Source organism: Infirmifilum sp. NZ (assembly GCF_022693705.1).
In the GTDB taxonomy this organism is placed as follows: domain Archaea; phylum Thermoproteota; class Thermoprotei; order Thermofilales; family Thermofilaceae; genus Thermofilum.
In genome coordinates, this window is record NZ_CP094288.1 from 1704831 (window position 1) to 1731575 (window position 26745).

The 26745-nt window shown below is 59.2% G+C and carries 28 protein-coding genes; 17 read left to right on the plus strand and 11 right to left on the minus strand.

The genetic code is table 11. From position 1 onward, the window contains the following. Positions 1 to 2 precede the first annotated feature (2 nt). From MOV14_RS09295 to MOV14_RS09310, 4 genes are all read left to right on the plus strand, one after another. Positions 3 to 1961, plus strand: a complete 1959-nt coding sequence (locus MOV14_RS09295; RefSeq protein WP_318537053.1) for a transglutaminase-like domain-containing protein — start codon at positions 3 to 5, stop codon at positions 1959 to 1961. Between the two features lie 141 nt (positions 1962 to 2102). Then, the gene (locus tag MOV14_RS09300) at positions 2103 to 2915 is read left to right on the plus strand and encodes a 4-vinyl reductase (RefSeq protein WP_318537054.1); all 813 of its coding nucleotides are present in this window, start codon (positions 2103 to 2105) and stop codon (positions 2913 to 2915) included. 38 nt (positions 2916 to 2953) lie between these two features. Beyond that, a complete protein-coding gene (locus MOV14_RS09305) occupies positions 2954 to 3340 on the plus strand; it encodes a hypothetical protein (RefSeq protein WP_318537055.1) in 387 nt (128 codons plus the stop codon). A 9-nt stretch (positions 3341 to 3349) separates the two neighbouring features. Beyond that, positions 3350 to 4294 (plus strand): NAD-dependent epimerase/dehydratase family protein, encoded by a 945-nt coding sequence (locus MOV14_RS09310; RefSeq protein ID WP_318537056.1) that lies wholly within the window; start codon positions 3350 to 3352, stop codon positions 4292 to 4294. Here the strand turns inward: MOV14_RS09310 and MOV14_RS09315 are convergent. Continuing rightward, complete coding sequence (locus MOV14_RS09315; protein ID WP_318537057.1) at positions 4284 to 4715, minus strand: hypothetical protein; 432 nt, start codon at positions 4713 to 4715, stop codon at positions 4284 to 4286. The two genes, MOV14_RS09310 and MOV14_RS09315, sit on opposite strands and share 11 nt — an antisense overlap. Positions 4716 to 4755: 40 nt before the next feature. Beyond that, the gene (locus MOV14_RS09320) at positions 4756 to 5520 is read right to left on the minus strand and encodes a hypothetical protein (protein WP_318537058.1); all 765 of its coding nucleotides are present in this window, start codon (positions 5518 to 5520) and stop codon (positions 4756 to 4758) included. A 61-nt stretch (positions 5521 to 5581) separates the two neighbouring features. On the opposite strand from MOV14_RS09320, the gene MOV14_RS09325 reads away from it, so the two are divergent. The 6 genes from MOV14_RS09325 (at position 5582) to MOV14_RS09350 (ending at position 12146) form a co-directional block, all read left to right on the plus strand. Further along, positions 5582 to 6310, plus strand: a complete 729-nt coding sequence (locus MOV14_RS09325; protein ID WP_318537059.1) for an ABC transporter ATP-binding protein — start codon at positions 5582 to 5584, stop codon at positions 6308 to 6310. Next, entirely contained in the window at positions 6307 to 7626 is a 1320-nt protein-coding gene (locus tag MOV14_RS09330; protein WP_318537060.1) for an ABC transporter permease, read from the plus strand. Before MOV14_RS09325 ends, MOV14_RS09330 begins: the two co-directional genes overlap by 4 nt. Positions 7627 to 7746: 120 nt before the next feature. Next, the gene (locus MOV14_RS09335; RefSeq protein ID WP_318537061.1) at positions 7747 to 9258 is read left to right on the plus strand and encodes an ABC transporter substrate-binding protein; all 1512 of its coding nucleotides are present in this window, start codon (positions 7747 to 7749) and stop codon (positions 9256 to 9258) included. A 64-nt stretch (positions 9259 to 9322) separates the two neighbouring features. Then, positions 9323 to 10213 (plus strand): carbohydrate ABC transporter permease, encoded by an 891-nt coding sequence (locus MOV14_RS09340; RefSeq protein ID WP_318537062.1) that lies wholly within the window; start codon positions 9323 to 9325, stop codon positions 10211 to 10213. 10 nt (positions 10214 to 10223) lie between these two features. Continuing rightward, positions 10224 to 11066 carry a carbohydrate ABC transporter permease gene (locus tag MOV14_RS09345; RefSeq protein WP_318537063.1) on the plus strand — a complete coding sequence of 281 codons (843 nt, stop codon included), beginning with the start codon at positions 10224 to 10226 and terminating at the stop codon, positions 11064 to 11066. Between the two features lie 6 nt (positions 11067 to 11072). Continuing rightward, positions 11073 to 12146 carry an ABC transporter ATP-binding protein gene (locus tag MOV14_RS09350; RefSeq protein WP_326403727.1) on the plus strand — a complete coding sequence of 358 codons (1074 nt, stop codon included), beginning with the start codon at positions 11073 to 11075 and terminating at the stop codon, positions 12144 to 12146. On the opposite strand, the gene MOV14_RS09360 is transcribed toward MOV14_RS09350, so the two are convergent. Further along, on the minus strand, positions 12135 to 12860 hold the full coding sequence (locus MOV14_RS09360; RefSeq protein ID WP_318537064.1) for a carotenoid biosynthesis protein: 726 nt from the start codon (positions 12858 to 12860) through the stop codon (positions 12135 to 12137). The two genes, MOV14_RS09350 and MOV14_RS09360, sit on opposite strands and share 12 nt — an antisense overlap. A 96-nt stretch (positions 12861 to 12956) precedes the next feature. Between MOV14_RS09360 and MOV14_RS09365 the strand changes: the two genes are divergently transcribed. Next, positions 12957 to 13970: a type II glyceraldehyde-3-phosphate dehydrogenase gene (locus MOV14_RS09365; RefSeq protein WP_318537065.1), complete on the plus strand. Its 1014-nt coding sequence runs from the start codon at positions 12957 to 12959 to the stop codon at positions 13968 to 13970. A 24-nt stretch (positions 13971 to 13994) separates the two neighbouring features. After that, positions 13995 to 16406: a thermopsin family protease gene (locus MOV14_RS09370; RefSeq protein WP_318537066.1), complete on the plus strand. Its 2412-nt coding sequence runs from the start codon at positions 13995 to 13997 to the stop codon at positions 16404 to 16406. Here the strand turns inward: MOV14_RS09370 and MOV14_RS09375 are convergent. Then, entirely contained in the window at positions 16369 to 16782 is a 414-nt protein-coding gene (locus MOV14_RS09375; RefSeq protein ID WP_318537067.1) for a PIN domain-containing protein, read from the minus strand. The genes MOV14_RS09370 and MOV14_RS09375 overlap by 38 nt on opposite strands. Next, positions 16779 to 17006: an AbrB/MazE/SpoVT family DNA-binding domain-containing protein gene (locus MOV14_RS09380; RefSeq protein WP_318537068.1), complete on the minus strand. Its 228-nt coding sequence runs from the start codon at positions 17004 to 17006 to the stop codon at positions 16779 to 16781. Before MOV14_RS09380 ends, MOV14_RS09375 begins: the two co-directional genes overlap by 4 nt. Positions 17007 to 17229: 223 nt before the next feature. On the opposite strand from MOV14_RS09380, the gene ppcA reads away from it, so the two are divergent. Beyond that, positions 17230 to 18600: a phosphoenolpyruvate carboxylase gene (gene ppcA, locus MOV14_RS09385; protein WP_318537069.1), complete on the plus strand. Its 1371-nt coding sequence runs from the start codon at positions 17230 to 17232 to the stop codon at positions 18598 to 18600. Between the two features lie 430 nt (positions 18601 to 19030). Then, complete coding sequence (locus tag MOV14_RS09390) at positions 19031 to 19261, plus strand: hypothetical protein (RefSeq protein ID WP_318537070.1); 231 nt, start codon at positions 19031 to 19033, stop codon at positions 19259 to 19261. A gap of 86 nt (positions 19262 to 19347) precedes the next feature. On the opposite strand, the gene MOV14_RS09395 is transcribed toward MOV14_RS09390, so the two are convergent. Next, positions 19348 to 19548, minus strand: coding sequence for a hypothetical protein (locus tag MOV14_RS09395; RefSeq protein WP_318537071.1), 201 nt, complete (start codon positions 19546 to 19548; stop codon positions 19348 to 19350). Between the two features lie 168 nt (positions 19549 to 19716). Here MOV14_RS09395 and MOV14_RS09400 point away from each other — a divergent pair, with 168 nt between their 5' ends. From MOV14_RS09400 to MOV14_RS09410, 3 genes are all read left to right on the plus strand, one after another. Beyond that, complete coding sequence (locus tag MOV14_RS09400; RefSeq protein ID WP_318537072.1) at positions 19717 to 20577, plus strand: adenine nucleotide alpha hydrolase family protein; 861 nt, start codon at positions 19717 to 19719, stop codon at positions 20575 to 20577. Positions 20578 to 20703: 126 nt separating this feature from the next. Then, positions 20704 to 21210, plus strand: coding sequence for a type 1 glutamine amidotransferase domain-containing protein (locus tag MOV14_RS09405; protein WP_318537073.1), 507 nt, complete (start codon positions 20704 to 20706; stop codon positions 21208 to 21210). Between the two features lie 487 nt (positions 21211 to 21697). Next, the gene (locus MOV14_RS09410) at positions 21698 to 22360 is read left to right on the plus strand and encodes a hypothetical protein (protein ID WP_318537074.1); all 663 of its coding nucleotides are present in this window, start codon (positions 21698 to 21700) and stop codon (positions 22358 to 22360) included. Here the strand turns inward: MOV14_RS09410 and MOV14_RS09415 are convergent. The 5 genes from MOV14_RS09415 to MOV14_RS09435 form a co-directional block, all read right to left on the minus strand. Then, complete coding sequence (locus MOV14_RS09415) at positions 22353 to 22964, minus strand: hypothetical protein (RefSeq protein ID WP_318537075.1); 612 nt, start codon at positions 22962 to 22964, stop codon at positions 22353 to 22355. The genes MOV14_RS09410 and MOV14_RS09415 overlap by 8 nt on opposite strands. Before the next feature lie 125 nt (positions 22965 to 23089). After that, entirely contained in the window at positions 23090 to 23845 is a 756-nt protein-coding gene (locus tag MOV14_RS09420; protein WP_318537076.1) for an ABC transporter ATP-binding protein, read from the minus strand. Next, positions 23832 to 24854: a FecCD family ABC transporter permease gene (locus tag MOV14_RS09425; RefSeq protein WP_318537077.1), complete on the minus strand. Its 1023-nt coding sequence runs from the start codon at positions 24852 to 24854 to the stop codon at positions 23832 to 23834. The genes MOV14_RS09420 and MOV14_RS09425 overlap by 14 nt, the downstream gene beginning before the upstream one ends. A 15-nt stretch (positions 24855 to 24869) precedes the next feature. Continuing rightward, positions 24870 to 26018 carry an ABC transporter substrate-binding protein gene (locus MOV14_RS09430; protein ID WP_318537078.1) on the minus strand — a complete coding sequence of 383 codons (1149 nt, stop codon included), beginning with the start codon at positions 26016 to 26018 and terminating at the stop codon, positions 24870 to 24872. Then, entirely contained in the window at positions 26015 to 26740 is a 726-nt protein-coding gene (locus MOV14_RS09435) for an FmdE family protein (protein ID WP_318537079.1), read from the minus strand. The genes MOV14_RS09430 and MOV14_RS09435 overlap by 4 nt, the downstream gene beginning before the upstream one ends. Positions 26741 to 26745 lie beyond the last annotated feature (5 nt).

The window sequence follows — 26745 nt, forward strand, 5'->3', positions numbered from 1 at the left end:
GCGTGCGCTGTGTAAAGGCGTTTGCGCTACTGGCTCTAGCCCTATTAGCCGGCTACACGCTCACCCTCAACGCGCTCAAAGCTGGTCCTGGTGTTTCGAGCGTGGAGGTGAAGGAGGTGGTGTTCGGCACCATCGAGCAGGGCGCCTTCCTCCCCCGCCCGGGCAGGACCTTCCGGGTCGGCGAGACCCTGGCTGTTCGAGTCAACGTCGTGGTTTCCGCCAGCCCCGGAACCCTATACACCCTCTCCCTTGCAGTTGAGGTCCGGGACCCGCTGGGAGCCGTCCTGACTACCAGCAACTCGAGCAGGTCTGCCAGGCTAGCGGGGAGAAGCGAGGAGTGGGTTTTCACGTTTGCCTACAACGTGACCCCCGACCTCATCACCGGGTACTACACCCTCCAGGTCACGGCTAGTGCTGGAGGCTTGGTGTCGTCCAGGAGGCTCGACTTCTTCATCGAGTCCTACGCGTCCACCAGGAACGTCTACGAGGTGACGTACACAGTCCAGCTCACGGGGAGGGGCGAAGTTAAGATGCTCTACCTGGCACTGCCAACCAACACGTCCACAACAACCATAGTAGCTGGCCCGATGGTGACGCCAGCTCCGAGATCCCTACAGCGCGACGAGCAGGGCAACCTCTACGCCGTCTACACTGGAGTCCGCGTTGGCCCCGAGCCATTCAAGATAACGGTCCGCTTCGCGGCGCTAGAGACCGTGGCCTACGTGCCTGCAGACGCGCCGGTAAGCTCCCTAGCCCACCTCCCCGACTCGGTGAAACCATTCCTAAGCCCTGAGGAGTACATCGAGTCCGACTCCCCGGAGATCAGAGCCCTGTCCCGCAGCCTGACCGCTGGCTCGAGGACCGTGCTCGAGGCTGTTAGGAGGATAGCCGACTACACCTCCACGCAGATACAGTACAACCCCGCTCTCGGCACGATCTCCTCCTCCTGGAGCCTGGGCGCTCTATGGACGCTTCACTCCCGGCAGGGCGTCTGCCTGCAGTACTCCAGGCTCTTCGTGGCGCTCGCCCGAGCATCTGGCATCCCAGCTAGGGTTGTCGGGGGCCTACTGGCGCTCCCGCCTGCGGGCGAGGATCGCGAGTACCTCCACGCCTGGGCTGAGGTCTACGTACCCGGCTACGGCTGGCTACCCGTCGAGCCGCAGAAGCCTGGCAGCAGGGTTGGGGTGAGCCCCCCGGCCCCGGGCTACATACGCCTCGTGGCGGGCCTCGGTGGGAAAGCCGGGAGCATTCCGCAGGCGTTCCTGTACTACGAGTACACGGGAAGCGTCGAGGTAGAGCAGAGCTACTCGTACAAGCAGACACCGCTTGAAAAATTCCGCGGCGGGGTGAGCCTGGTTATCTCGTATAACCCCCGGTTGCTCTTCGGGGACACCGCGAAGTTCTCAATAGAGACACAGCCGGGGACAAGGTGCGAGGTCTCGGTCACAAAGCCGGACGGGTCGCAGTACGTGTTTACCCGGGACTGCCCCTGCTCCTTCGAGCTCAAGGCTGACAAGATAGGCGTGTGGCGGGTCGAGGTCTTCGCTGCAAACCCCGAGCTCGTACCCGCCTACGGGAAGGTCAACTTCACCGTTTCGCCGAGGCCTCTCAGCCTCTCGGTAAGCACAGGGGACGTACTCCTCTTTAAGAGCGCGGTGTTCACTGTGGAGACGCGTCCCCCGGCGCCCGGGATAAACCTATCCGTAGTCTACGAGGACTGTGCGACAAGGAAGGTTTTCGCGCTGAGGACCGGAGAGGACGGCCTCGCCAGCTTCCAAGCTACTCCTCTCTTGCCGTGCCGGGTGAGGGTGCTGGTCTCCTCAGAGGAGGAGGGTTACGAGCCAGCCCAGGCGTACATCGAGGTCACCCCCAGCCCTCCCCAGGAGCTTTACGCGGCGGTACTTCTGCTCGCGGCCCTCTGCGCGGTTCTCATGCGGGCTAGGCGCAAGCGGCCGGATTAAGAAAAGCATATTTCTAGGCCCCGCGCCTCTTCAACGGGATGACGAGCAACCGGAGGGCTTGCTGAAGCGTGAAGACTGCGGCCGTATCTGACCGAAAATTCGCCACAAAACCTTATAAGGAAGTGTTTCAATGTATAAAGCGTGTCCCGGAACATCGACCACCACAAGCCCTACGAGCTCGGGCGCGTAGTGGCCCTGAGCTCGACGTCCGCTTACATGTTCAGGGTTGTTTTCCGCGAAGAAGCCTTGACCGCGAAAGGGGTGCTGGCCCGCTGCTTGGAGTGCTTCTCTAAGGCCGACGCGCCGGTGCTCTCACTCCACGTGTCCTGGAGCGACAGGTCCCGAGACCTCTGGGCCTTTATAGTGGCGGGGGTCCGGGACCCGGCAACCGCAAAGAGGGTAGCTGACTGCTTGGGTCAGGTGAGCATGGTGGAGAGCGTGGACTACACTCCACCGGTGAGCAACGGCGTCGCCGCAGACCCGTGGGGCTATCCTCCTCTGCTCGGGGGCGAGAGGGCTATCATTCTGCGGGGAGAGGCCCTAAGAAATTTCCTGGTGTCGGGCTGGTCGCAGCTCGGGACGGGCTTCGGCTCAATACTCTACTACACGTTCTTCGAGGCGGGCGCCAGCCTTTACAGGGACTTCTACTCGAAGCTGCTGAAGGATAGGCGCGGTGTAGCGGTGCTGGCGGAGAGGGCCTTCACTCTGATGGGATACGGTGTCCTCAAGATCCTCGAGTGGGATGACGGTAGCTTCGTGGCGCGTGTGTACGACAACTTTGAGTGTCAGGCGCTGAAGGAGATAGAGGAGGCTGAGAGCATGATGATCAGGGGGTTGCTAGCCGGAATGGTCGCCGCAAGCTGGGGTCAAAGCATCAAGGGTGTCCTGCCCGAGGAGACAAAGTGCATCAAGAGGGGGGACCCGTACTGCGAGTTCGTAATCAGGAGGCGCTGAGTGATACCTTTATTTGAGGGGCGTGCCCCTTAGGTCTCGTGAAGCTGAGCGTTTTCTCCGTGGGTGACGGCACCTATAGCTACGGTGTGGTTGAGTTCGAGGAGGGGGAGAGCGTGCTCGAAGGAGTGGCGAAGAGCAGCCCCGCGGCGCTGAAGGAGGAGCTCGGGAGGAAGCTCGGCTCGCCACTCACATCGCTGAGCCTTGCCTCAGGCGCCATGGACTACAAGGGTGAGTTGCTGCCGATGGTCTACATTAGGGCGGAGCTCGAAGACGGCAGCGACTTTAGCCTGGAGATCTACCCTACCTCTGCCAGGAGCCTCTCGAACACGGACGCGGAGGAGCACTTCAACACTCTCGTGAAGCTGTTCGACGCGCTGAAGCCTGGGCTCAAGCTCCCTAAGGCTAGGATGATCGGGATCGCGTAGGCGGTGGCGATGAGGATCCTGGTAACCGGCGGGGCTGGCTTCATAGGCAGCCACCTAGCGGAGAGGCTCGTCAAGGAGGGGCACAGCGTCGTGGTCTTCGACAACTTCTCGTCAGGCAAGATCGAGAACCTGTCGAGGATCCTACGCGATGTGGACGTCGTGAAGGGAGACCTGCGGTCGCGCAGCGACCTTGAGCGGGCTTTCGCCGGAGGCGTCGACGCGGTGTTCCACTTCGCGGCCAACCCAGAGGTGCGGGTTGGGGATCCCCAGGAGCACTTCGAGAACAACATCCTCGCTACGTACAACCTGCTTGAGGAGATGAGGAGGCGCGGCGTTAGGGACCTCGTGTTCGCTTCGACGAGCACGGTGTACGGTGAGGCCTCGAAGCTCCCAACGCCCGAGGACTACGGCCCGATGAAGCCGATATCCCTGTACGGGGCCTCGAAGCTCTCCTGCGAGGCCATCATCTCCTCCTACGCTTACACGTTCCAGTTCAAGGCCGTGGCCCTGAGGTACGCGAACGTTGTCGGGCCCAGGGCTAAGAGGGGTGTCGTCAGGGACTTCGTCCTGAAGCTGCTCAACAACCCCCGGGAGCTCGAGATCCTCGGGGACGGAACCCAGAGGAAGAGCTACGTGTGGGTCGAGGACGCCGTCGAGGCCACGCTGCTCGCGTGGCGCGGTACGCGGGGCGGCTTCGAGGCCTATAACGTGGGAAGCGAGGACTCGATCACGGTGGTGGAGGTCGCGGACATAGTCGTGGAGGTGATGGGGCTTAGCGGTGTGCGGTACAGGTTCACGGGCGGCGTCGACGGCGGTAGAGGCTGGGTGGGGGACGTGAAGTACATGCACCTCGATATCTCAAAGCTTAAGTCCCTCGGCTGGAGTCCTAGGTATAGTAGCCGCGAAGCCGTGAGAAGGGCGGCGGAGAGCGCCCTCGAGGAGCTTAGAGGTTAGCGGTGAAAAGCGCGTAAGTCAGGGTGAGCCTGTCCAGCGTCATTGAACCCTCGTTCTTCAGGCTCCTCTTGATCTTCCCGTTCTCCCTGAGGAGGAAGACTATGGTCGGCGAGATGTGCACGTCGAATATTTCGAAGAGCCTCTTAGAGTGCTCTGAGCTGCACTGCCTTGCGAACCAGTCGCACAGGGCTATCATGAAGTACGTGCTGTCAGCCTTATCCGCGCTCTTCTCGACGAAGGTGAACCACGTCTTGTCGAATCGTCTGCACGCCGGGCAAAGCGTGTTGTCGAAGTATATGACGTGCACGCCGTTGTCACTCAGCCAGAACCTGTCTAGGAGAACCCACCCCCTCTTCTCCCTCGAGTAGACGTACAGGCCGTTCGGCGTGCCGGGTCCGGGCTGAGCGTAAACCTCCGTCATACGGCTTTCGACTACCAATAGAGCGATATATAAAATTTCTTTAGGGAGCGATCGTGGTGTAAGCTTTCAGGAGTGGCTGGTAGACCGCGTTTGCCACGGTGGCCTTCAAGAGGAAGTCGAGGGCTATGAAGACGAGGGAGTAAACGAGAAGCCTCCTCGCGCCGTCCTCCAGCCTAAACCTGCGCTCCCTTAGCAGTAGCCACGAAACCCTTGAGAGGGCAGTCCCGAGCATGACGTACCCTACGACGCGGAGCACGGCGTACACGGGCCAGGAGAGGAGAGCCACCTCGAGGACGTGCTCCGCCTTCGCGAACGTGAGCAGCACACCCACGTAGAAGTTCATGTAGTCGAGCAGGTAGGCTCCCATGAACAAACCCGCGAAACCGACCGTGAGGAGCGTCGCCACCGAGAAAACCGTCACCTCGACGATCTTCGGGAGGACGAAGAGGGAGGGGTCTCCCTCAGCGCCCCTACCGGTTCTAATCCAGTCGAACATCTCCCTCACGTAGCTCTCTCCCTTTGCGATCATGCCTCCAGCTTGCATTCCCTGCGTGTATGAATAGTAGGCTACGAGTAGCGTTGACAGGAGCGCCCAGCCGTAGACTAGCGCCTGCGCGGCCCACAGCCTGTTCGCCGAGACCATTTTCAGGAAGCCAGGGTACACGGCGAGGGTTAGGCACAGCGGGAGGAGGAGTGGGTTGGCCTTAGCTAGGAGAAGGCCGACGTAGAAGGCTACCACCGTGGCGGCTAGCGTCGAGACAACGCACAGCAGCATGTTTTCGCAGTAGCGGGAAGGGTCCTCCAATGAAACCACCTGTTTTCCTTTTGCAAACGTTTATTACGTGATCTAAGATTTATTTTTTACAATGCCTGCTGTGGTCGTTAAAAACCTGGTTAAGGATTTCGGAGGCTTCAGAGCGCTTAGCGGCGTGAGCTTCACCGTTGAGGAGGGCGAGGTTTTCGGGCTCATAGGGCCGAACGGCGCCGGAAAGACGACGACGTTCAGGATACTCGCCGGCCTGCTGTCACCGACCAGCGGTGAGGTGCTCGTCCTTGGCGAGAAGCCCGGCTCCCTCAAGGTCAAGAAGTTGGTATCGTACCTGCCGGAGGACGCTGGGACATACAGGAACATCACGGGCTACGAGTTCCTCCGCCTGGTGGCCGAGCTCTACTACGGGAAGACCAGGGAGGCTGAGGAGGCGCTCGAGATGGGGGTGAAGATAGCGGGACTGGGCGAGAAGATCCACGAGAAGATGAAGTCCTACAGCAAGGGAATGAAGCGCAGGGTCCAGGTTGCCAGAGCCCTCATGGTTAAGCCCAAGCTAGCCATACTCGACGAGCCTACCTCGGGGCTCGACGTCGTTCAGGCCAAGGAGATACGCGACCTAATCAAGGAGTACGCCCAGAGCCTAGGGGCAACTGTCCTTGTCTCGAGCCACAACATGCTTGAAGTCGAGGACGTCTGCACCCGCGTCGCGCTGATCGACAAGGGCAGGATCCTCGAGGAGGGCCCCATTAAGGAGCTCGTCTCGAAGTACGGCGCCCGCAACCTGGAGGAGGTGTTCTTCACGGTCGTAAAGGGTGGTGGGAAGTGATCGCCCCACTCTTCGCGAAAGAGATTAAGGACCTGCTCAGAGACCCGAGGATCCTAGTCCCGTTCATACTAAGCGCCCTAATCATGCCCGTGATAGCGCTGGTCATATCGGTTCCCATGAAGACAGCCGTCGAAGAGGCGGTGCGAGGCGCGCAGAACATAGGCGTGGTGAGCTACGACAAAGGCCCCTACTCCGAGAAGCTCATCGCGTGGCTGGCCGGGAGGGGCTTCAACGTGACTAAGCTCCCTCAGGGAAACCCTGAAGAAATATCGCTGGAGGCCTCGAGGAGAGGCGTACGCGTCGTGCTCATCCTCCCTGAGACGTTCTCCCGCTCGCTCACCGTTGGAGATGTTGCGAACATCACCGTTCTCTCGGTGGTCGACGAGATATCCGTGTTCTCAGGCGTGGAGACAGCCCCCGTAGTGGAGCAGGTTAAGAGCTTCTACCTAGAGCACGTCGCGAACAAGAGTGGTATAAGCCCACAAGTTCTCCTTAATCCGGTTCACTCCACACCCCAGACCTACATTGCTAGCAAGAAAGCGTTCCTGCCCGCGGACCCGGGCTCGCTGGCAGGGCTGCTGATGGCCGCGCTCCTGGTCCCCCTGATCGTCATGTCGATATCCCTAGTGGTCATGCAGATGTCGGCGACCTCCATGGCTGTGGAGAACGAGGAGAGAACCCTCGAGACCCTCCTGACGATGCCTGTGCCCCCGCACGAGATCCTGACAGCCAAGCTGCTGGGAATGTTCGTCGTGTCCCTTGTGGGCTCGGCGCTCGAGCTGGCCGGCATGGCGCTCTACTTCGCGATATACTTTGCAACCTTTCTCGGCTCGATGCCGGGAGTCTCGGGGCAGCAGGCGCTCACGCTGAACATCCCGAGCCAGGCGAGCCTGCTCTCCCCCCACGACCTCCTACTGCTGGCCCCCAGTCTCCTTATCTCGCTCTTCTTCGCCGCGGCCCTAGGAGTGATCGTGGGCGCGCTCAGCAGAGACGTGCGCATAGCTAACACGATCATGAGCCCGCTGGGCATGCTCATAGTGATTCCCGGCTACTTCGTCGTATTCGCCCCCTCGAGCATGGTCGGCCCCGCTGTGAAAGCAGCCCTCTATGTATTCCCGATGACGCAGCCCACGATCCTGGCAAGGGACATCGTCGCCTCGCAGCCTCCTCTCGAAGCCCCCGTCTATATCCTCCTCTCAGTGCTAGTGACGCTGGGCCTTGTGTACCTCACCTCGAGCCTGATCTCCCTGGAAACCCTGTCGCGGGTCCAGTACAGCGTCGAAAGAGCTCTATCTAGATTCAGGAGAAAGCCATAGCTCAGTAATCTATTTCCTTAATTTTACCCCAAAAACTATAGAGTATATATTTTTATTTTACGAGAATATTTAAAGCTTCCCAGAAAAACAGATAAATAGTTATCTTGCAGACGCATCACGATGAGCACGAGTAAAACACTGCAAAAGACCACCGCACTGCTGTTAATAGTTACGCTCATCATCGGCTTTATTGCAGGTTATTTAGTGCACTGGGCGACTGCGCCGACAGCCCCGGCTGGGGAGTACGTGCCTAAGTCGGAGTACGATAAGCTAGCCTCCGAGCTTCAGAGCCTAAAGGCGCAGCTGCAGCAGCTCCAGCAGCAGGCAGGCGGCAAGCCGGTAGAAATTGTGATCACAGCCTGGACGCAGGGTCCTGAGAGGGAGTCCATCTACAGGCAACTAAACCTCGTGGAGGCGGCTAACAGGCTTAATGCGATATTCCAAGCGACAGGCGTACCGGCCACTGTGAAGCTTGAGGGAGACTTCTCAACGGCGCAGTGGACCGACTACAGGAACAAGGTGTTCCTCGCGCTACAGGGGGGCACGGGCCCGTGCATATTCCAGATGGAGCACCACTACGCGGCGCTTCTCAGCGAGAACGGGTGGATCATACCGCTGGACGACTACGTGAAGAAGTACTGGAACTGGACCTACTACGACGTTATAAGCGGGCTCTGGGACTCCGTGACTTACAAGGGGCACATCTGGGGTATACCTCAGGACACGGAAGCCAGGCCTGTCTACTTCAATAAACTGCTGCTCAAGCAGCTGGGCTGGACAGACGAGCAGATCAACGCGCTCCCCGAGAAGATCAGGAGAGGTGAGTTCACTCTCTGGGACATGCTGAAAGTCGCAGAGGAAGCAGTGCAAAAGGGAGTTGTGCAACCAGGCTACGGTATCTGGCACAGGCCCAACGCTGGCCCAGATTGGCCTATCGTCTACCTGGCTTTCGGAGGCACGCTCCAAGACCCCTCAACGGGTAAGCTTGTTGCCGACATGAAGGTTTGGAAGAAGGTCTTCGACTGGTACTACGAGGCTTCGATGCAGAAGGGTAAAGTTATCTCCGACAAGATAACATCCCTCGACTTCAACCGCGACGTTCACCCGACGGTTGTATCAGGGAAAGTCCTGTTCTGGTTCGGAGGCACGTGGCACAAGGGCCAGTGGATAGGGTCGTTCAACCTTACTGAGGAGAAATTCTGGCAGATGTTCGGCTTCGCCCTCTACCCCGCCGGCGAGCCCGGACTTAAGCCCGTCACCCTTTCTCAGCCACAAGTGTACTTTATCTCAAAGACCTGCAAGTACCCTGAGGTGGCGTTCCTCATCCTCACCCTAGCCACCGACCCGTATCTGAACAGCCTTCACGCAGTTAAAAGCGCACACTTGGCGATACTCTACAGCCAGCTCTCCTTACCGGTCTACACTCAGGACAAGTTCCTCGCCGCGACAGGCTACATGGTCGAGTACGCTAAGTACCAGCCCTTGCACCCGAAGTGGAGTGACTACAACACGATAATCTTCAACGTGATCAAGGGCATCGAGACAGGCCAGTTCAACTCCGACCAGGCGCTCCAGGTGTTCAGGCAGAACCTGCAAAGCACGCTGGGAGACCAGGTAATAATCAGAGAGTAAGGGAACAGCTTGAAAAAGAGTTTTTTCTCCCAGGTGGTCTAATTTGACCTCAAGGAGGCGTCTGTTGAAGCTCGCCGTAATTACCCTCATGCTCGCCCCCGCCACAGTCGTTGTCGTATCCTTCATGATAGTCCCGGCAATCATAACGATCCTCATGTCATTCACCAACCTTGACTACAGGTTCATCTGGGAGTGGGTGGGGCTGGCGAACTACCAGAAGTTCATCTCCGACATCAACACCCCGATCTTCGTGAGGAACACGATAATCTACGTCGCGGGAACCCTCACCTTCAACGTGGGCATGGGGCTCTTCCTAGCCCTCGTCTCCACGCACATCCACGACACCCTGGGTACGCTTATGCGTGCGCTGTGGTACCTGCCAAGGGTCATGCCCTCGGTGATATACGCTTTCATAATGATGTGGATCTTCTCACCCATGGACACGGGCTTCCTGAACACCGTGCTGAAGGCGCTCGGCGGAGAACCCGTACCCTGGACCTTCCAGTACTACTGGCCGTTCCTCTTCATCGTGAACGGCTTCATTGGCTGTAGCTTCGGGATGGTGATATTCAGCTCGGCCATAAAGGCCATACCGCAGGACTACATCATAGCCGCGAAGGTCGACGGCGCGTCACAGCTCACGATAATCAGGCGCATCATACTGCCTCTCATCAAGTGGCAGATAGCCTTCGTCGTTGCGTACCAAACCCTCTCGCTGCTCGCCTCGTTCGAGTACATACTCCTCACGCTCGATGGAGGCCCGGGCTACTACTCGACTGAGGTCATGATACTCCAGGCGTACCACCTGGCGTTCGGGCAGTACCTGGCATCTATGCGCTACGGCTACGCGGCAGTCTTCGTCACCATACTTCTCGTAATCGGCTTGGTTCTCTCGATAGTCTACTGGAGGGTGTTCAGGCTGCGCGAGCTCATGGCTGAGCCGAAAATGGAGTAGGTGGTGGAAGGTGAGGGTGAAGGCATCAACAATCCTCCTTTACGCCGTCGCTGTGGTCCTAATAGTCGTAATCACGGTTCCGATACTGCTTCTCCTAGGCCTAGCGTTCAGCGAGAGCCCCGTTACGATTAAAGGCTTTACGCTTGAGAACTTCAGCTACCTCAGAAAAGGAGTGCTCTTCGAGAACGACCCGGTTTACAGCAAGCTCTACCCCAACGTTTACAGCGTTGCCTTCAACACGCTTCTGCTCGCCCTCGGGAACATGCTCCTCGTGGTGTTCATCTCCTCCATGGCGGGCTATGTGATCTCTCGCTACAGCTTCAGGGGCCGTAGCGCCATACTGGGTGCTTTCCTCGTGATCCACGGTGTCCCCGCGTCGGTGCTACTGATAGCTCTCTACTTCATGCTTCGGGAAATGAAGCTCCTGAACACGATCCTCGGCGTAGTGCTCGTAAGGATGTCCGTCGACCTACCCTTGGGGGTGTGGGTTCTCAAGGGCTTCTACGACAGCATCCCCTGGGACCTGGAAATAGCGAGCATGGTTGACGGCACCAGCAGGCTTGGGGCCTTCTACAGGGTTATGTTGCCGCTGGTTAAGCCTGGGATTTTCGCCGTTGCCCTCTTCTCATTCCTCAGCGGTTGGGGCGAGTACATTTTCGTGTACACGTTCATACAGTCGCAGACGAACTGGACTTTCTCCTTGCTTATACGAAGCCTCATCGGCGAGATGGGTGGGATAAACCTCTCGCTGATAGCCGCCCTATCGGTATTCTATTTAATCCCGGTCATCGTTCTGTTCGTTGTGGGCGAGAAGTACCTGGTTAGGGTCACGATAGGTGGTGTCAAGGGGTGAGCATGCGTGGTTAGGGTTAGGCTGGAGAACGTATCGAAAACGTTCCGGGGCGGAGTGGACGCTGTCAAAAACCTGAACCTCGAGGTGAAGGACAAGGAGTTCGTCGTCCTGCTAGGCCCCAGCGGCTGCGGGAAAACGACAACCCTGCTCATGATAGCAGGCGTCTACAAGCCCACGACAGGCTACATCTACTTCGACGACACGATAGTGAACGACCTGGAGCCCAAGGACAGGAACATAGGAATGGTGTTCCAGAGCTACGCCCTCTACCCCCACATGACGGTGTACGAGAACATAGCTTTCCCGCTGAGGCTGAAGAAGCTACCGAAGCAGGAGATCGACGCTAGGGTTCGAGAGGTCGCTGCTATGCTCAGGATAGACGACCTCCTCGACAGGAAGCCGTCGCAGCTCAGCGGCGGGCAGCAGCAGCGCGTAGCCCTAGCCCGCGCGATAGTGAAGCAGCCCCAGCTCTTCCTCATGGACGAGCCCCTGAGCAACCTGGACGCGAAGATAAGGATCGAGGTGAGGGCGGAGCTGAAGAGGCTTCAGAGGGAGCTGGGCATCACCACGATCTACGTGACGCACGACCAGGCCGAGGCGATGAGCCTCGCCGATAGAGTGGCTGTGCTCAACAAAGGGGAGCTGCAGCAGTACGCTACACCGGAGGAGCTCTACAACAACCCCGCGAACACGTTCGTCGCCAGCTTCATCGGGAGCCCGCCCGCGAACATCCTCGACGCGGAGGTGGTGCTGGAGCCTCAGCCCAGAGTTGAGGTCGCGGGCGCGTCGTTCGCGCTGCCTGACGACATCGCGAGGGTCTTCAGGGAGCTCGGGGAGACCAGGGTGCTACTGATGCTCAGGCCTGAGCACGTACAGGTCAGGAGGGGTAAGGGCTTCACGATCTACACCACCGAGTGGCTTGGCCGCGAGGAGATCGCCTTCCTGCACGCGCCCGACGGGACGCTCATCAGGGCCGTCCTGAGGCCGGAGGAGAGGCTCGGCGTCGGGGAAGAGGTCGAAGTGTACTTCGACTTCAAGAAGGTCCACTTCTACAGGCGAAGCGGGGAGCTAATAGTATAGTTTTTCTGATCCCGTGTTCCAAGCCTTTCTGCTTACGATGTATAGGGCTGTCGACGCCGTAGCCAGCAGTGCGAAGCTGGCGAGAGCAGGTAAGAGAGCTCCCCCTGATGCCTCCTTGAGTATCGGGAGGCAGGCCGCGAGAACGGTGAACGAGACGACAGGCCTAGCCACGGGCTCACTTTTCACCAGCCTCTGGTAGATGAGAATGGCAGAAGCCGATACTGTTGCCCAGCCCAGGTAGTTCGTGAGGGGCACGCCAAACCAGCAGGGGCACTGCGCGCTCCACGTCCAAAGCCCTTTCTCCACCATAACGGGATCGACTCCGAGGTCTAGGAGAACCATGTAGAGTGTCGCCGCCAGCGCCCTCTTCCACCTCCCCGCGAGTGGGAGCGCGGAGAGGTACGACGCGTACAGGTAGGTGCCCCAGGCAAACACCACGGGCACAGGGACGCCGAATACCCGAGGAGCTCTCCACGTGTAGGTGTAAGCCCCAAAGGGCAGGCCCGTGCTGAGCCCCACGACCTCAAAAGCGAGCCCCGTCGCGGAGCCGATTAGAAAGAGTAGAGGGGCTCCCCGCCAAAGGGTCCATGAGACGCCAAGCGATGCTGAGAGGAGAGCGAGCATCAAGTACTCGCTGAGAGGCCTGTCTAAGAAGACCTGGAGCGCAAATCCCAGCGCTAGCAGGATAGAAGCATAGGTCTCACGCGCATTCATTCCCGTCATTTACTCTTTAATCAGCGGGGGTTAAAGCCATTTTGTCATTATTGATTAATGATAATACTTTAAATTAATAACTTGTGCTTTTAAGATGTGATCAGGGTCTCGGTGAACGGCTACGGCACGATAGGCAAGAGGGTGGCCTGGGCTGTCAGCAGGATGCCTGACATGGAGCTCGTAGGTGTTTCGAAGACGAGGCCCGACTGGGAAGCCGCTCTAGCCGTCAAAAACGGTTTCAGGCTGTTTGTCCCAGATGGCTACGCAGAGCGGTTTGAGGAAGCCGGGATAAAGCCATCCGGCTCTATCGAGGAGATGATCGCTGAAAGCGACATCGTCGTGGACGCGACTCCCAGCGGAGTCGGGGCGAGGTACAAACCGGTATATGAGGCAGCGGGGAAGAGGGCGGTGTTTCAGGGAGGCGAGAAGCCGGACGTCGCCGAGGCGAGCTTCTTCCCGCTGGTGAACTACTCGAAGGCTCTTGGGAAGAGGTACCTGAGGGTGCTTTCGTGCAACACGACAGGCCTAGCGAGGGTGATTTATGCTCTATCAAGGGTGGGTGAGCTCAGGCGGGTTTACGGCGTTATAGTTAGGCGGGGGGCGGACCCCAAGGAAGTATCGAGGGGCCCGATCGAGGGATTGCTCCTCGAGAGCCTGCCGCCTCCCTCCCACCACTCGCGCGACCTAGCCGAGATTTTCCCCAACATCGAGGTCTTAACCTACGCGGTCGTCGCGCCGACTACCCTCTCGCACCTCCACATTATTTTCGCTGAGTTCCGCGAGCCAGTTTCCGCGTCGAAGCTCGTCGAATCGCTACATGAGGCCCCCCGTGTCCTCGTGCTGGACGACAGCATCAGGTCAACCGCGGAGCTGCGAGAGCTGGCCAGGTACGCTGGCAGGCCCCTCGGGGACATATACGAGGTTGCCGTATGGGAGGATAGCGTTGCGGTTAAGGGGGCAACGGTTTCCCTAGCCTACGCGGTGCACCAGGAAGCGGTCGTGATTCCTGAGAACGTGGACGCTGTGCGGGCATCCATGTCTACCGCGAGTGAGGCAGCGGACTCCATACTCCTTACGGACAGGATATTGGGCGTGAAGAGCTGGCTTTAAATCGGATCTAGCGGTTGTTTCTATGTGCGCTTGAGTTATGCTCTGTTGCTCGCGGCTCTAGCCATAGCGGCTGCTGCGGCGAGCGCGCGGGCTGAAGGAGGTTGCGTGGTGCTCGTCTACTCGGTTCAGGACAGTGTGGCGCCCGGCTACTACTCTTACTACCCCCTCACCTTCGACTCAGCCGGAAACGTTGAACTAACCCTGTACCCAGAGCTGTACTCCAGTGTGCCCGTGAGGCTCATGGTCTACGACCTCACCTCCTCCAGGGAGCTGTCCTCATCCCCCTCTCTGCCCAGGATCTTCAGCCCTCTCTCGGTGTCGGTGCGGGTTCCTAGGAGGGTCGGGCTGGCCGTCTACAACCCCTCCTCCGCGACCGCTAGGGTCACTGGGAGCGTGAAGGCCCTGCTCTGCGGCGAGCCAGCGCTGGCGTGGGCGCTAAACCGGGCAACCGGCACGGCGGCGACGAGCTTGGGGAGGGCTGCCCCGACGGGGATCGTGGACCTGGGCATCGCGTACCTCAACGGGTCCTACACCTCCTACTCGTACAACTTCACCCGCGCGAGGGCCGAGGTGTCGTTCACCCCGGAGCTGAAGGCGACAAGCTACGATCACCTCCACCTGAGGGGGAGCTTCAGCGTCCAGCTCAACCTGAACCTCAAGGTCCTGACCAGGGGAGGAGGACAGCAGGTCTACTGGGTGCAGGAGGTTCTCATAGTCACGGGGAGCGGTGCTTACGTCAATGTGAATATCTGGAACACCACGAAGGTCTTAAAAGTCCAGTACTGCTCCCTCTCCCCTCTCAACCCCGAGAGCATCACCGGGATGGGCCGCGTCCACCACTACACTGGGAGCCAGGGAGGGTGCGCAGGCGACGTGTACATCTATGCGTCGCAGGTGACACCCTTAGGGGCCTCTGCAACGCTCGAGGCAGCGCTCAGCGCCTCGCCCCAGGGGGTTACTGTGAGCTTCCACAGGGACTCGGGCATCGTGGACTCCGTGAGAATCTCACCGTCAGATGGCGTTAGCTGGGCCGGCTTCGTCGTAGAGCCGGTCCTGTGGGAGTGGTCTCCTCTCGATGCCGAGCTTGTCCTAGCCGGCAGGTCGAGTGACTACCCAACCGCCGTGCTGGAGAGCGGGGCGGTGACGCTGAAGCTCAGCTACTTCCGGGAAAACCGCTGGTCCCCACCGCAGGCCGCGTGGTCAGCCGGAGGAAACACCTTCGAGAAAGCAGTAGCGAGTGTAGCGCAGGTTGTTGATGGCGCAGCCCGAGTAACCCCCGGCGAGCCGGTCGTGAGACAGCTGTGGGCTTTCCTCGTCCTAGTTAGAACCCCTTTAGGCACCTACTACTCCACGAGCCTAGACATCTCCCAGTACATCGTCCCCGTCGTGGACCTCGGCAACGGCACGAGGCTCGTCAACCCAGTAGTCTACGTAGACGGCCAGCGGTTCAACGGAACGAGGGTCTGGCCGGGTGCAGCTGTCGATATCACGTACACCAGGCAGTACAGGGTTTTTGTCGTACTCCCCACCGGTGCCCGCGAGGACTGGGTGGACGAGGGCACACCCGTCGAGTCACTGGTGCCCCGGGAAATCGGCTTCGACAACGGCACCAGGTACGTGCTCGAGCGTGTCCTCCTCTCGGGCGAGGATGTCGGCCCAGACAGCAGGGTCGCGAGCGCTGGGAGGCTTGAGGGGGTCTACAGGAAGCAGTTCCTCGTCACGATAGTATCTGTGAACACTACGACCCTCTGGCTCGAAGCGGGCTCAAAGCTCTCACCGCTCATCCCAGAGGCTATCGAGTTTGGCAACGGCACGAGGCTCGTGTCACCCATCGTCCTCTACCGAAACACGAGCTTTAGCCTCTCGGATGCCGCAGCTACGGGGCCGGGCGTCTACAGGGTGGTTTACCGGAAGCAGTTTCTCGTGAGAGTCACCGCGCTGAACACCACCTATGAGGACTGGGTGTACGAGGGCGCAGCCTTCGAGGTCAAAGCCCCGAGCTTTGAATCTCGAGGCGTGGCCGTGCTACCGGTCGCGTACGAGTACAGCGGTAAGCGCCAAACCTCCCCCAGCGTAGTCGTCCGAGCACCCCTCAGCGTGAGAGTTGTGTACAACGCGACCACGAGGGTAACACTAACCAGCTTTAACCTGCCAGCACTCTACGCTGAAGTAACGCTCACGTGCGGATCCACGTCACGTAGAGCGACGCTCCTTCTAGCCTGGGAAGCCTCACTCACCCTAGGAGATGTCGACGCGGCCAACTGCTCGGTCGAGTACACGAGCATCCCATCGTGGCCCCTCTTCCCCGCTTTAATCGTCACCTCCACGCTTATCGTAGTGAGGGTCGCGGCAAGGAAGAGGGCAAGCAGGTCTCAAGCCTTGGCTACAATCGCAGAATTCAAAGCGGTGGGAGCACCTTCAAGCCCTCTCTCATAGCCTCTTTTCTCAGCTCGTCGTCGTAGGTTACCAGTGGGACACCAGCTTTAGCCGCAGTGGAGACGATAACCTTGTCGTTAAAGTGCGCCAAGCCTATCTTCTCCTCGCGCAAGGCTCTGAGGGCCCACCTCGCATGCTCCCCGAGATCCGCGAGCACCACCGTGCGCGGGTTGCTGAGGATGCTCTCAACTACGTACGCTGCAACCTCAGATCTAACCCCCACTCTTTTAAAAAACCATACGAGCTCGTAGACAACGACTGTGGGCACCATCCACCTCTTAAGTCCGTAGAGGAGCATCCTAGCCTCCTGGTGCAGAGGCGAGTCCTCCGAAATCGCGTGAATGAACACGTTTGTGTCTATGACTGCCTCGCTCATAGGTGTGCGCTCTCCTCAGCACCCTCCTCGATGAGTCGCTCAACCTCCCCCGTAGTAACGCTCATTCCCAGCCTGATGCGGGGAAGCTCCAGCTCAGCCTTCTCGATGACGATTCTACCCCCTTCCAGCCTCACCTCCAGCAGATCCCCCTCTCTTATACCGAGGGCCCTCCTGATCTCCGCAGGGATCGTCACTTGGAAGTTCCTCGTCACCCTGACCCTCACAAATTAGTAATCAATTTACTAGTATTTAAATATTTCTAGTAAGTACTCGAGCTCACGCATACCAGCGAGCATTACACGGAGGAGGCATATGCATACTCCTGAAATTTTTACAATATTTCCAATAAATATCTAAAAATTTATGCGTACTCATCGCGTGAATATAGGTGATTATTGCGAAAAAATATTGGAAAAGATGAAAAATCGCTAGGCGCGCTACAGCGAGATGGCTATTCCGAGGCTGATGTGTACTCAACACCCGGACTCGGCTGTGAGGATCCCGGTGTCTGAAGAAGTCCGGGAGGCTATCCTAGGCTACAGGCTGTACGGCTGCGACGAGGTCATGGTGGACTTCGAGGGCAAGCTGACCCCGTACTCCCAGCCGCGTGACATCGTCCTCAAGGCTCTCGAAGAGGGGATTCCGGTTGGGGAGGAGTTCTTCGTGACGGTCAGGGTGCCGAACCCGAAGCTGGAGGGCGTGGACAGGCTCCTCCTAGCGCTGGAGTCGGCCGTGCTGGCGAACTACTACTCTGTCGAGCGCGCGGGCGTTGAGGCTGTAAGGTGGGTAGTCGTGCCGATGGTCGACTCCTCTGACGTCCTCAGCGTAGCGTGCAGAGCCCTCCGCGAGAAAGCCAGGCTGGTGCGGGAGCTCACCGGCGTTGACGCGGAGCCGCCCGAGGTGGTCCCGCTCCTCGAGGGGGTCAGCGAGCACCTTAACGCGGAGTCTATACTGTCCTCCTACCTCGAGTTCCTCGAGAGAAACGGCATCGACCCCAAACCCCTAAGGGTCTTCGTGGGTAAGAGCGACGCGGCGCTCCGCTCAGGCCACCTCGCTTCTCTCCTCTCCACACTCCACGCCCTGAGCTCAGTCCACGACTTCGCCCGCCGCTCCGGAGTGGATGTGAGCGTGATTCTCGGCATGGGCTCTCCCCCCTTCCGCGGCGGGCTGAACAACCCTTCTCTCACTGAGGTGGAGGCACGCCTCTACCGAGGCTTCGACACGGCCACGCTCCAGTCAGCCGTCAGGTACGATGTGCCGCGTGAGGTCGCGCAATACGTCTCCAAGGTTCTTCGGGACAACGCAGGGAAGCCCGCTCCGAGATTCCGGGCAGGCCACGAGCTGCTGGAGGCGATGTCTCAGGCGTACAGAAGCAGGGTGACGCAGCTCCTGCCCGCGATAAACGAGATCGCCAACAAGGTCCCGCAGACGCGCGAAAGGCTCGACCGTAGGCTCTACGGGCGCTTCATGGCTGAAGACGCACCAGGCCCGGCTCCTCGCGCGATAGCATTCACAGCCGCTTGCTACAGCGTGGGTTTCCCGCCCACCCTCCTCGATGCGCACGGCATCGTGGAAAAGCTGGAAGAGCTCTCTTCCCCCCTCCTGGAGCATATAAAGGCTGAGCTAGAGCTCGACTACCAATTCTTCGCACCCGAGGTCGCGAGCAGTTTTCTCGGGTTCAGTACCGTCAGGGAAGCCCTTGACCTGAAGGAGAAGATAGGGGTTGAGGCAGCCCCAAGAAAAGACTACCTCATCGCCATAGACGCGGGCGATTTCGACGCGGTGCGCCTAGCAAGGATCCGGGGATTCCTCGGCTAGCCGCCGGGTGTCCCGTGAAACGGTACTTCCGAGGTGATAGTGAAGAGAGGTCATAAAGGAGTCGGAGATCTGGGATATGCTCTGGAAGATCGCGCCTGGCTCATCTGCCCCCTTCACCTTTCTGAGGGCCCCCTTTCGGGGTGTCATGGGTCCCCTTTTCGGGGCGGGCCGCCCTGGCTGGGCGGCCTTCAGCCCGCGTCGCCGCGGGCACATCCCCTCTTCGCACCGCGCGCGGCACCCTCCACTCCCCCTGAGGGGGATGGAAGGGAACTGAGTTGCTCATACCTCAAGATGAAGAGGGATTTATCTCCTTTTTGCTTTGAGGGCTGGAAGTGGAAACTAGGGCGGAGCTAGGAGCTACCTAAGGCTCATCGACCGCAGCTATTACTTGAGGGTTGAAAGAGAGAAGAGCAGGCTGGCCTGAGCCCTGGTGAGGTGCATCCTCTCCGGCTACTGTGGTAAAAGGCTGAGCGAGGAGCGCAGGGACCTGCTCAACGCGCTGGGCGAGCCGCACTCTTCATTCCCGGACAAGCCCGCGGAGTGGCTCTACCGCGCAACCTACAGGCTCTTGGCCGGGAAGGTGGAGAGGGTCGGCGTAGAGCACTGGCTCGTCAGAGAGTTGCCCGAGACGGGAGACACCTACCCCTGGTACAACGTCTGAATAAGCGAGGGGAGGTACAGGCGCGGCTGCCTCTCCAGCCTACGGCTACGTCCGCAAGGCGAGGGCATGTAGCCATATAGCAACAGTCATGCTCCACAGGAGGCAGCTGAGGCCCCGCGCCGGATGAGCCTAAAAGTAGCATCGCCGCACAGCACTTCCTCGGCGCTGTAGCCGAGCAACACTGGGAGGCCGCAGGCCCCATCCATCAGGATGTTGATTATCCCCCTGTACATCTCAGCGTGCTTTCTTGAGTCGTGTGCGATGCTCCCCAGTATCGCTTTAATCATCTCGCTCCTCAGTCCAGCAACCCAAGCTCAAGCGAGCACGCGTTCTTCAACTCGAGCTCCACGCTCCTCCTGATGCTTTCAACAAGCTTCTGGCTCATCGTTGTATAGGCGCACCAGCTATAGAAATATCTAGCGCTTGTGAGGTAACCCTGCTGAGTGGAACCCCGTATGGTTAGCGTGAAGGCTGCGCTGGAGCGTGCCATCAGGACAAGCCGGAAGCTGGTCGCCCCAGGTGACAGAGTGTTCGTTGCCGTCAGCGGCGGGAAGGACAGCGCGGTGGCGCTGTACGTCCTCCGGGAGCTCCAGAAGACCAAGCCCTTCGAGCTGAGGGCTTTCCACATAGACCTCGGTCTAACCCCCACGCTCGGGGTCGTCGAGGATCTGGCTGGGATGCTCGGCGTCCAGCTCCACACCGTCAGCCTCAGGGACTACGGGATAGACATACCCTCCGCGAGCAGGGCCCTGAGAAGGCCACCGTGCTCGGTCTGCGGGGCGGTGAAGAGGTATCTCATGAACAAGGCTCCCAGAGAGCTCGGGGCGACTAAGGTCGCGACAGGCCACAACGCTGACGATATCCTGGTCTTTTTCCTGAAGGACCTTGCGCAGGGGAGGGCTGACTGGGCCGCTAAGCTCAAGCCGATCGCCCCCTCCACGCACCCGAAGCTTCTCCCGAAGATCCGGCCGCTCTTCGAGGTCACAGGCGAGGAGGCGCTGGCGATAGCTGAGTCACAGGGTCTGCCCTTCACGAGAGAGAGGTGCCCCCTCGCGCCGCTAAAGGGAGACTGGCTCCAACCCTTCTTGCAGGACTTCGCACGCAGGGTTGAAGAAAAGCACCCCGGCTTCAGGCTACAACTGGTCCGCGGGGTAGCCCAGCTACCCGTAACAGGTCAGAACCCAGAGCTCAGAGAGTGCAGGCTGTGCGGTGAACCTACAAGCAAGGATATTTGCGACTTTTGCAGAATACGCATCGCTCTACATCTCACGAGCCTACCCTCTTCAAGTCTAGGAGAAAAGGGGTCTAACATCTGAGCGAATCGCCTATAAACTGAGAGACAAACCTCTTCGAAGAGCGTTTCGCGAGACTAAAAGTGCGAGAATCTTGCGTGGTGAACATGAATAATCGATAAATAGTCTACAATCGCTAAACTATACGATATGAGGGCGGCGATTCTCGTAGAAGACTACTTCGACGAGCGCGAGCTCATATATCCTCTTTACCGCCTCAAGGAGCTAGGGTTCGAGGTAGACCTCGTAGGACCAGAGTTGAGGGAGTATCACGGGAAGCAGGGATTCAAGGTTAAGGCAAACGTCCAGGTCGATCCATCAAAGGCCACCTATTATGACTTGATCTGGATCCCCGGTGGCTACGCCCCCGATAGGCTCAGGAGGAACAAAGGAGTTCTCGAATTCGTGAAGAAAGCCTATGAGTCCGGCAAGGTTGTCGCGGCCGTATGCCACGCGCCATGGGTTCTGATCTCCGCCGGGGTTATCAAAGGGAAAAAGGTCGCAGCCTTCCACGCGATTCACGACGACGTGAGGAACGCCGGGGGTGTGCTAGTGGAGGGGAACGTAGCCGTTGACGGGAACCTGGTCACCGGTACTGACCCAGAAGCCATGCCCGAGATGTTTAAGAGTATCAGGAAGCTCCTCAAGCTGGATTGAGCACTCCAGGCAGATACTAAACGCTTGAGTGTATTCAACTCCTTCTAGCGGTATACTTCTCCTCACTATAATGTTGAGCCGATACTTTAGCGCAGGGTAGGAAGTTGTTAACCGCGTAACACGGATAAACGCGCCAGCAGGCTGTTACCGGATACTCTGCGAGGGCCTTGAGCAACTGCTTAGGGTTGATCCTGCGGTTGCGTCGATGGGTGTTTGAGTAGACTACCCGGTAGCCTGACGCGGGGGGTGCTCCTTGAGACCTGCCCGGGGTGCTGGTAAAAGAGATACTGTAAGAGGTTAGAAGGGGCTCAGAGTCGAGGACTTGAAGAGTGTTCCAGGGGTGCGAGCTTACAGGGACTTCTACTGGCGTATCGGGCTAGATCCCACGAAGACAAGCCCCTCAAGTGAGGGTTGTCCTCAGGAGGTTTCTGAGGCCCCCACATTTCGTTGAATGAAACTTTATTACTAGCTGGCTATTGTTTCTCACGTGACTGAGAGCTTAGCAAAGGTCACAGCAAGGCTGAGGAAGCTTCTCGGCTCCTCAACCGTAGACACCTACACGCTCAACCGCGTCTACCTCATGGCCATCATGGAGATGCTGGAGAAGTATGGGTACCCGGCTACTGCTGAAAGGCTCTTCGAGTGGGGCTACGCGATGGGGCACTCTTTTATGCTGAAGCTTGAGAAAGAGGTCGAGAAGCTCAAGCCCGATCCGAAGGTCATCAGGATGCTTGCCTGGCTTGGATGGTATACGTTCTCCGGGACAAAGCCCGTGATAGAGCAACGCGTTGTCCCCGAGCCTGGCTTCCCATACCCCGTCTCCGTGACTTACGTCAGGGATCCTAACTCGCCTTGGGACCAGGAGATATACCTCGGTGAGTACAGGCGGGCACCACACTACCCCGCGGGAGCTTACGAGGCCGCCGGGAACACTTTTAGCATCCTCGCTGTTAAGGGGGAGTTGAGGCACTTCGCGAGGATCACGAAGGCGATCTCAGCCGGCGACAGCTACACCGAGCTTACCTTCGTGGCGGTACCATCCGCTCTCGCAACCGAGGACTACGTCGAGAAGCTCGTGCCGGGCTTCTTCTCGGAGATACCTTTCAGAAAAAGCCAGGAACTCTACGAGAAGTACTTCGGTGTCAAGTAACCTTCTCCTGGGCGGCTCTCACAGCCTGAGCGCTAGACTCGATGTAGAGTACCAGCCAGGATACGGGCGCGAACGGGGGCGCGAGCGCTGACAGGATCGCGAAGGCCCCGGCCAGGGTGAAGGTGGAGGAGTTCAGGTAGGTCCCGAGCTTGAGCGAGAGAACTCCTAGGCCCACGTAGCCGACGGCTAGGGTGAGAAGGGCGAGGCCGACGACAACCCACCTTCCTAGCCACGTGAAAGCCACTAACGCGATTCCTGCGGTCATAAGGGCTACGCCTATAGATAGCCCCGCCACTGCTAGAGGGGAAAGGCTCTTCAAGTCCTCCTTCCAAGCACCTAGGGAGCTGAAACTCCTCGAAAGCTTAGCCAGGATTGCGTAGAGCGCAACGCCACCCGCTACAGCAGCTAGGGCCGCCACTAGAAACGGCCCCCAGGGCTGAGCGGTGAAGGCTGGACGGTGCCTGAGCACTCCTAGGTAGGAAAACCTGAGGAGGGGGGCCAGTAGCACCCCAGCGGCTAGGAGGATGTAGGCTAAGAGCATCAGCAGCGACGCTGACGACAGCGCGCGCAGACCCTCAGCCAAGCTTTTCTCTTCTTGTGCCACACACGTATCACCGGCTCAAGGCTTATAAGGATCGTGGACTTGAAGTCCATGTCTAGGCTCGGGAAGCACTCCAGCCCTCTGGGAGGTCTTCACGATGATGGCAGAGAAACGCGCCGCATAGCTCTTCAGTCGAGGTACGTCACAGCCTTTATATCCCTGTGGACGATAGCCTTAACGCCGTAAACCCGGCTTATGTTCTCCTCTATGATGACTTCCTCGGGCCTACCAGCGGCGTAGACCACCCCGTTCTTCAGCATCACGACCTTCTCGGAGTACCTGTAGGCGTGTGTGAGGTCGTGGAGGGCCATGATCACGCACAGCCCGCTTTTCGCTAGAGAGCGGAGTATCCTCAGCACCTCAAGCTGGTACTTGGGGTCGAGGTTAGCGGTAGGCTCGTCGAGGAGGAGGACTTTCGGTCTGGCGGCTAGCGCCCTGGCTATCAAGACTCGCTGGAGCTCGCCCCCGCTGAGAGTGGTTATGGGCCTGTCGCGCAGGCTGCTTGTCCCCGTCACTTTAAGCGACTCCTCCACGGCCTCGTGGTCCTCGCGCTTAGGCAGGCCTTCGACGTGGGGGCGCCGGCCTGTCAGGACGAAGTCGTACACAGTTATCGGCGCGAAGCTCTCGAGCCTCTGGGGGACGTAGCCGACGACCTTAGCGATCTCCCTCTGCCCGATCCTCCTCACATCTCTCCCGTCCAGGTAAACTGCTCCGGTGAATCTTCTGAGGATTCCGTCGAGTGTCTTCAGGAGGGTTGTTTTTCCCGAGCCGTTCGGGCCCACGAGCGAGGCAACCTCACCGGAGTCCACGCTGAGGGTCACGTTCCTGAGAGCCTCAACGCTACCGTACCTCACCGTCACCCCTACGACTCTAATGCTGACCATGCTTACCACGCACCACCAGGTAGACGAGCAGAGGGGCTCCTATAATCGTCGTCATTATCCCCACGGGTATCACGATAGGGGAAAGAACAGTGCGGCCCACAAGGTCGGATAGCACAAGGAGGGTCGCGCCCAGCGTGGCGGCAAGCGGGAGGCTCCTCCTGTTGCTCCAGCCAGCAATCTGCCGAGCCATGACCCCGCCCGCTAGCCCAACGAAGCCTATGACTCCTGCGAACGACACGGAGACGGCTGTAGCCAGCGCGGCGGCTAAGAGCAGAACAACACGCGTAGCGGAGGGGTTTACGCCGCTCGACCTAGCGACATCGTCGCCGACCATGAGCAGGTCCAGGTCCATAGAGAAGTACCAGTACACAGCCAGGCTGAGCGCCGCTGTGATGCCTAGTATGTGGATCTCCTGCCAGCTCGGCCTACCCACGTCGCCGAAGGTCCAGAAGAGGAGGGCGGCCACCAGGATCTCGTTGAAGTAGAGGTACTGGAGCAACGAGAGTATAGCCTGCGTTATAAAGCTCATGGTCACCGAGACAAGCACTACAGCGTACGCTGTGAGTCCCCCTGCGGCCGAGAGAGCCAGGATCAGCAGAGTCTGCGCGAGAGCCGATAGGAACGCGAAGCCAGACACCACAAAGGGGTTCGTGACGCTAATGCTCCACCTAGTCACGGAGCCGCCGTATAGGGCCATGAGCGCCACCGCGGCTCCGATAGACGCCGCCTGCTGCACACCCAGTGTGAACGGCGAAGCCAGGACGTTCCTTAGAGAGGACTGCAGCACCATCGTGCTAGAGCCCAGGATAGCCCCTACCGCGACCGCCGCGAGGGCTCTCCTAAGCCTCATGTCTAACACCGCTCGAACCTCAGGGGGGACGCTGGCGCCCGTGATGCAAGCTATGATGTCGCGAAGCGATAAGCTGTACGCGCCGAAGCTTACCTCTGCTAGGAAAACCCCCAGGAGGGCCAGCAGGAAAAACGCTGCCAGGAGTGACTCCTTCCTCACGCCTCGAAACCCCTCTCAGGGGCACTTGAACAGGCTGCTAAGGTTCGCGAAGCCGGGGTACCCCCTGTCAACGAAGCCCCTGTAGATGGGCTTTCCGAGGAATGCTCTGAAGATCTCGTCAGCCTTAGAGGCAGGGTCTATGTCTTTGAACCTATCGGGGTAGAGTACGCTACCCATGTAGTAGGCGTTTGCGAGCGCCGTGGCCACGTTAGTCCAGTAGTAGTTGAAGGGCAGGACGCCGTACACTCTGCCTTCCCGGAAGGCCTTGAGGGCGCAGTACTTCTCGGGGGACTTCTGGAAGTCCTGAAGCACGGACTGGAGGTTTCCCTCATCGATGAACACGTACTCTGGCTGCGCTTTGAGGAGGTACTCGAAGTCCAGCGAAACGAAACCCTTGCCCTTTCCCGCCTCGTCGGCCACGCTCGGAGTGTTCAAGAGTAGCAGAGGCGGGTAAGGCGACTGCGTGGACGTGAAGGGCTGGGCGCCCTTGAAGGAGACCGCTCCGACGTAAACACTTGGCCTCGCCGCGAGCCCCGCTGTTCTCCTGCTCAAATCCTGAACGACCCCATCTATGTACTCGGAGAGCTGTCTGGCTCTCTCATCCCTGCCTAGAACCCTGCCGAGGAGGCTTAGCGCGCGCTTCAAGCCAGGCACATCCACGTTACCCACTGTCCCGTAGTTGACGACCACAACTGGTACTCCGACCTCGCTCTGGAGCCTGTCTGGATCGTAAGCACCGATCAAAGCGTAAGACATCACCACGAGGTCAGGCTGAACCTTGAGTATGAGCTCGGGTGCGGGCGGTTTGTCGGGACCACCGGGCCCGATCACGGGCTTCGAGGAGAAGTACTCGCTGCCAAGGGCCATCGCGTAGTCCCTCCCAAGAGGGCTCCACTGCTTCTCCGCTTGCTCAACACCCACGACGAGGTCGCTGGCGTTCAAGTACACCAAAAGCCTCAGCATGCCGGGCCCTACGGCCACGAGACGCTCGGGCCTCCTTTCAATGGTCACCGTCCTGTTGGCGGAGTCCACGACTGTCAGTGGGTACGTGGCCCCAGACGGAGTAGGTGGCTGTGCTTCGTGCCTCCCGCCTAGCATGAGCAGAGCGGCTGCCGCGACGGCGACTGCTACGACGAGGACGGCCAGAACGACCCTCAACCTCATCCCACCACCTCAACAGGGTACTGAAGCCCAGCAACTATCCCGCGCCCGATCACCCCGTTAACACTCGCACGAGCGCATGCCGGGCAGAGGTAGCCTTCCGGCGTTGCAACGGCCCTGGGCTTCGCCACAAGCTCGCCGCACCTCGCGCACTTGACGCTCTCGAAGATCGGGGCACGCTCAATCGGGCTCACCCTGACCCTGCTCACCTTGAAGTAGTCCACCGGGAGCTCCAGCAACTTGAGGGCAACCTGCTCCCACAGGGCATGAAGGCGCTCAGCCTCCTCCATGGACGCAGACCTCTCAACGACGACCTTCCTCCAAAGCTCGTTGCCCTCCCTCCAAGCCCCGCCAGCCGTGCGCGGGAGAAACTCGCCGCTGATCCTCTCCCAGTCCACGTAAACCCTCACCCCCTCGCCCGTGCTCCTCCTGTAAAGGGTGAGCGCGTTCTTCCCGGTGTCGAGGTAGATGAGGCTGTTGTTCCCAAACGTGCAACCGGTTGCCACTTGAACGCCGTCAGCCATGCAGTTGTTAGCCTCCACCACGGCGACCAGCTCCTCGTGTATCGTCTCGTAAACCCCCGCCTTGGAAACTCCGAGCTCGCTCTTAGCAATCTCGGAAGCGAGAAGGCCGAGCACGAGGAATGGGCACACGTGCCCGTGAAACTCTCGCGCTCTCTCGAGGAGTTTCTTGTCGATAGTAATACTTTTCGGTGTTTCTGTCATACAAA

Excerpts from the sequence above, each read along its gene's own strand:
- MOV14_RS09360 (WP_318537064.1), bottom strand. The coding sequence starts at position 12,860 with ATGAATGCGCGTGAGACCTATGCTTCTATCCTGCTAGCGCTGGGATTT.
- MOV14_RS09420 (WP_318537076.1), bottom strand. The coding sequence starts at position 23,845 with ATGGTCAGCATTAGAGTCGTAGGGGTGACGGTGAGGTACGGTAGCGTT.
- MOV14_RS09400 (WP_318537072.1), top strand. The coding sequence starts at position 19,717 with ATGGTTAGCGTGAAGGCTGCGCTGGAGCGTGCCATCAGGACAAGCCGG.
- MOV14_RS09335 (WP_318537061.1), top strand. The coding sequence starts at position 7,747 with ATGAGCACGAGTAAAACACTGCAAAAGACCACCGCACTGCTGTTAATA.
- MOV14_RS09405 (WP_318537073.1), top strand. The coding sequence starts at position 20,704 with ATGAGGGCGGCGATTCTCGTAGAAGACTACTTCGACGAGCGCGAGCTC.
- MOV14_RS09375 (WP_318537067.1), bottom strand. The coding sequence starts at position 16,782 with ATGAGCGAGGCAGTCATAGACACAAACGTGTTCATTCACGCGATTTCG.
- ppcA (WP_318537069.1), top strand. The coding sequence starts at position 17,230 with ATGGCTATTCCGAGGCTGATGTGTACTCAACACCCGGACTCGGCTGTG.
- MOV14_RS09310 (WP_318537056.1), top strand. The coding sequence starts at position 3,350 with ATGAGGATCCTGGTAACCGGCGGGGCTGGCTTCATAGGCAGCCACCTA.
- MOV14_RS09325 (WP_318537059.1), top strand. The coding sequence starts at position 5,582 with ATGCCTGCTGTGGTCGTTAAAAACCTGGTTAAGGATTTCGGAGGCTTC.
- MOV14_RS09315 (WP_318537057.1), bottom strand. The coding sequence starts at position 4,715 with ATGACGGAGGTTTACGCTCAGCCCGGACCCGGCACGCCGAACGGCCTG.
- MOV14_RS09435 (WP_318537079.1), bottom strand. The coding sequence starts at position 26,740 with ATGACAGAAACACCGAAAAGTATTACTATCGACAAGAAACTCCTCGAG.
- MOV14_RS09430 (WP_318537078.1), bottom strand. The coding sequence starts at position 26,018 with ATGAGGTTGAGGGTCGTTCTGGCCGTCCTCGTCGTAGCAGTCGCCGTC.
- MOV14_RS09395 (WP_318537071.1), bottom strand. The coding sequence starts at position 19,548 with ATGATTAAAGCGATACTGGGGAGCATCGCACACGACTCAAGAAAGCAC.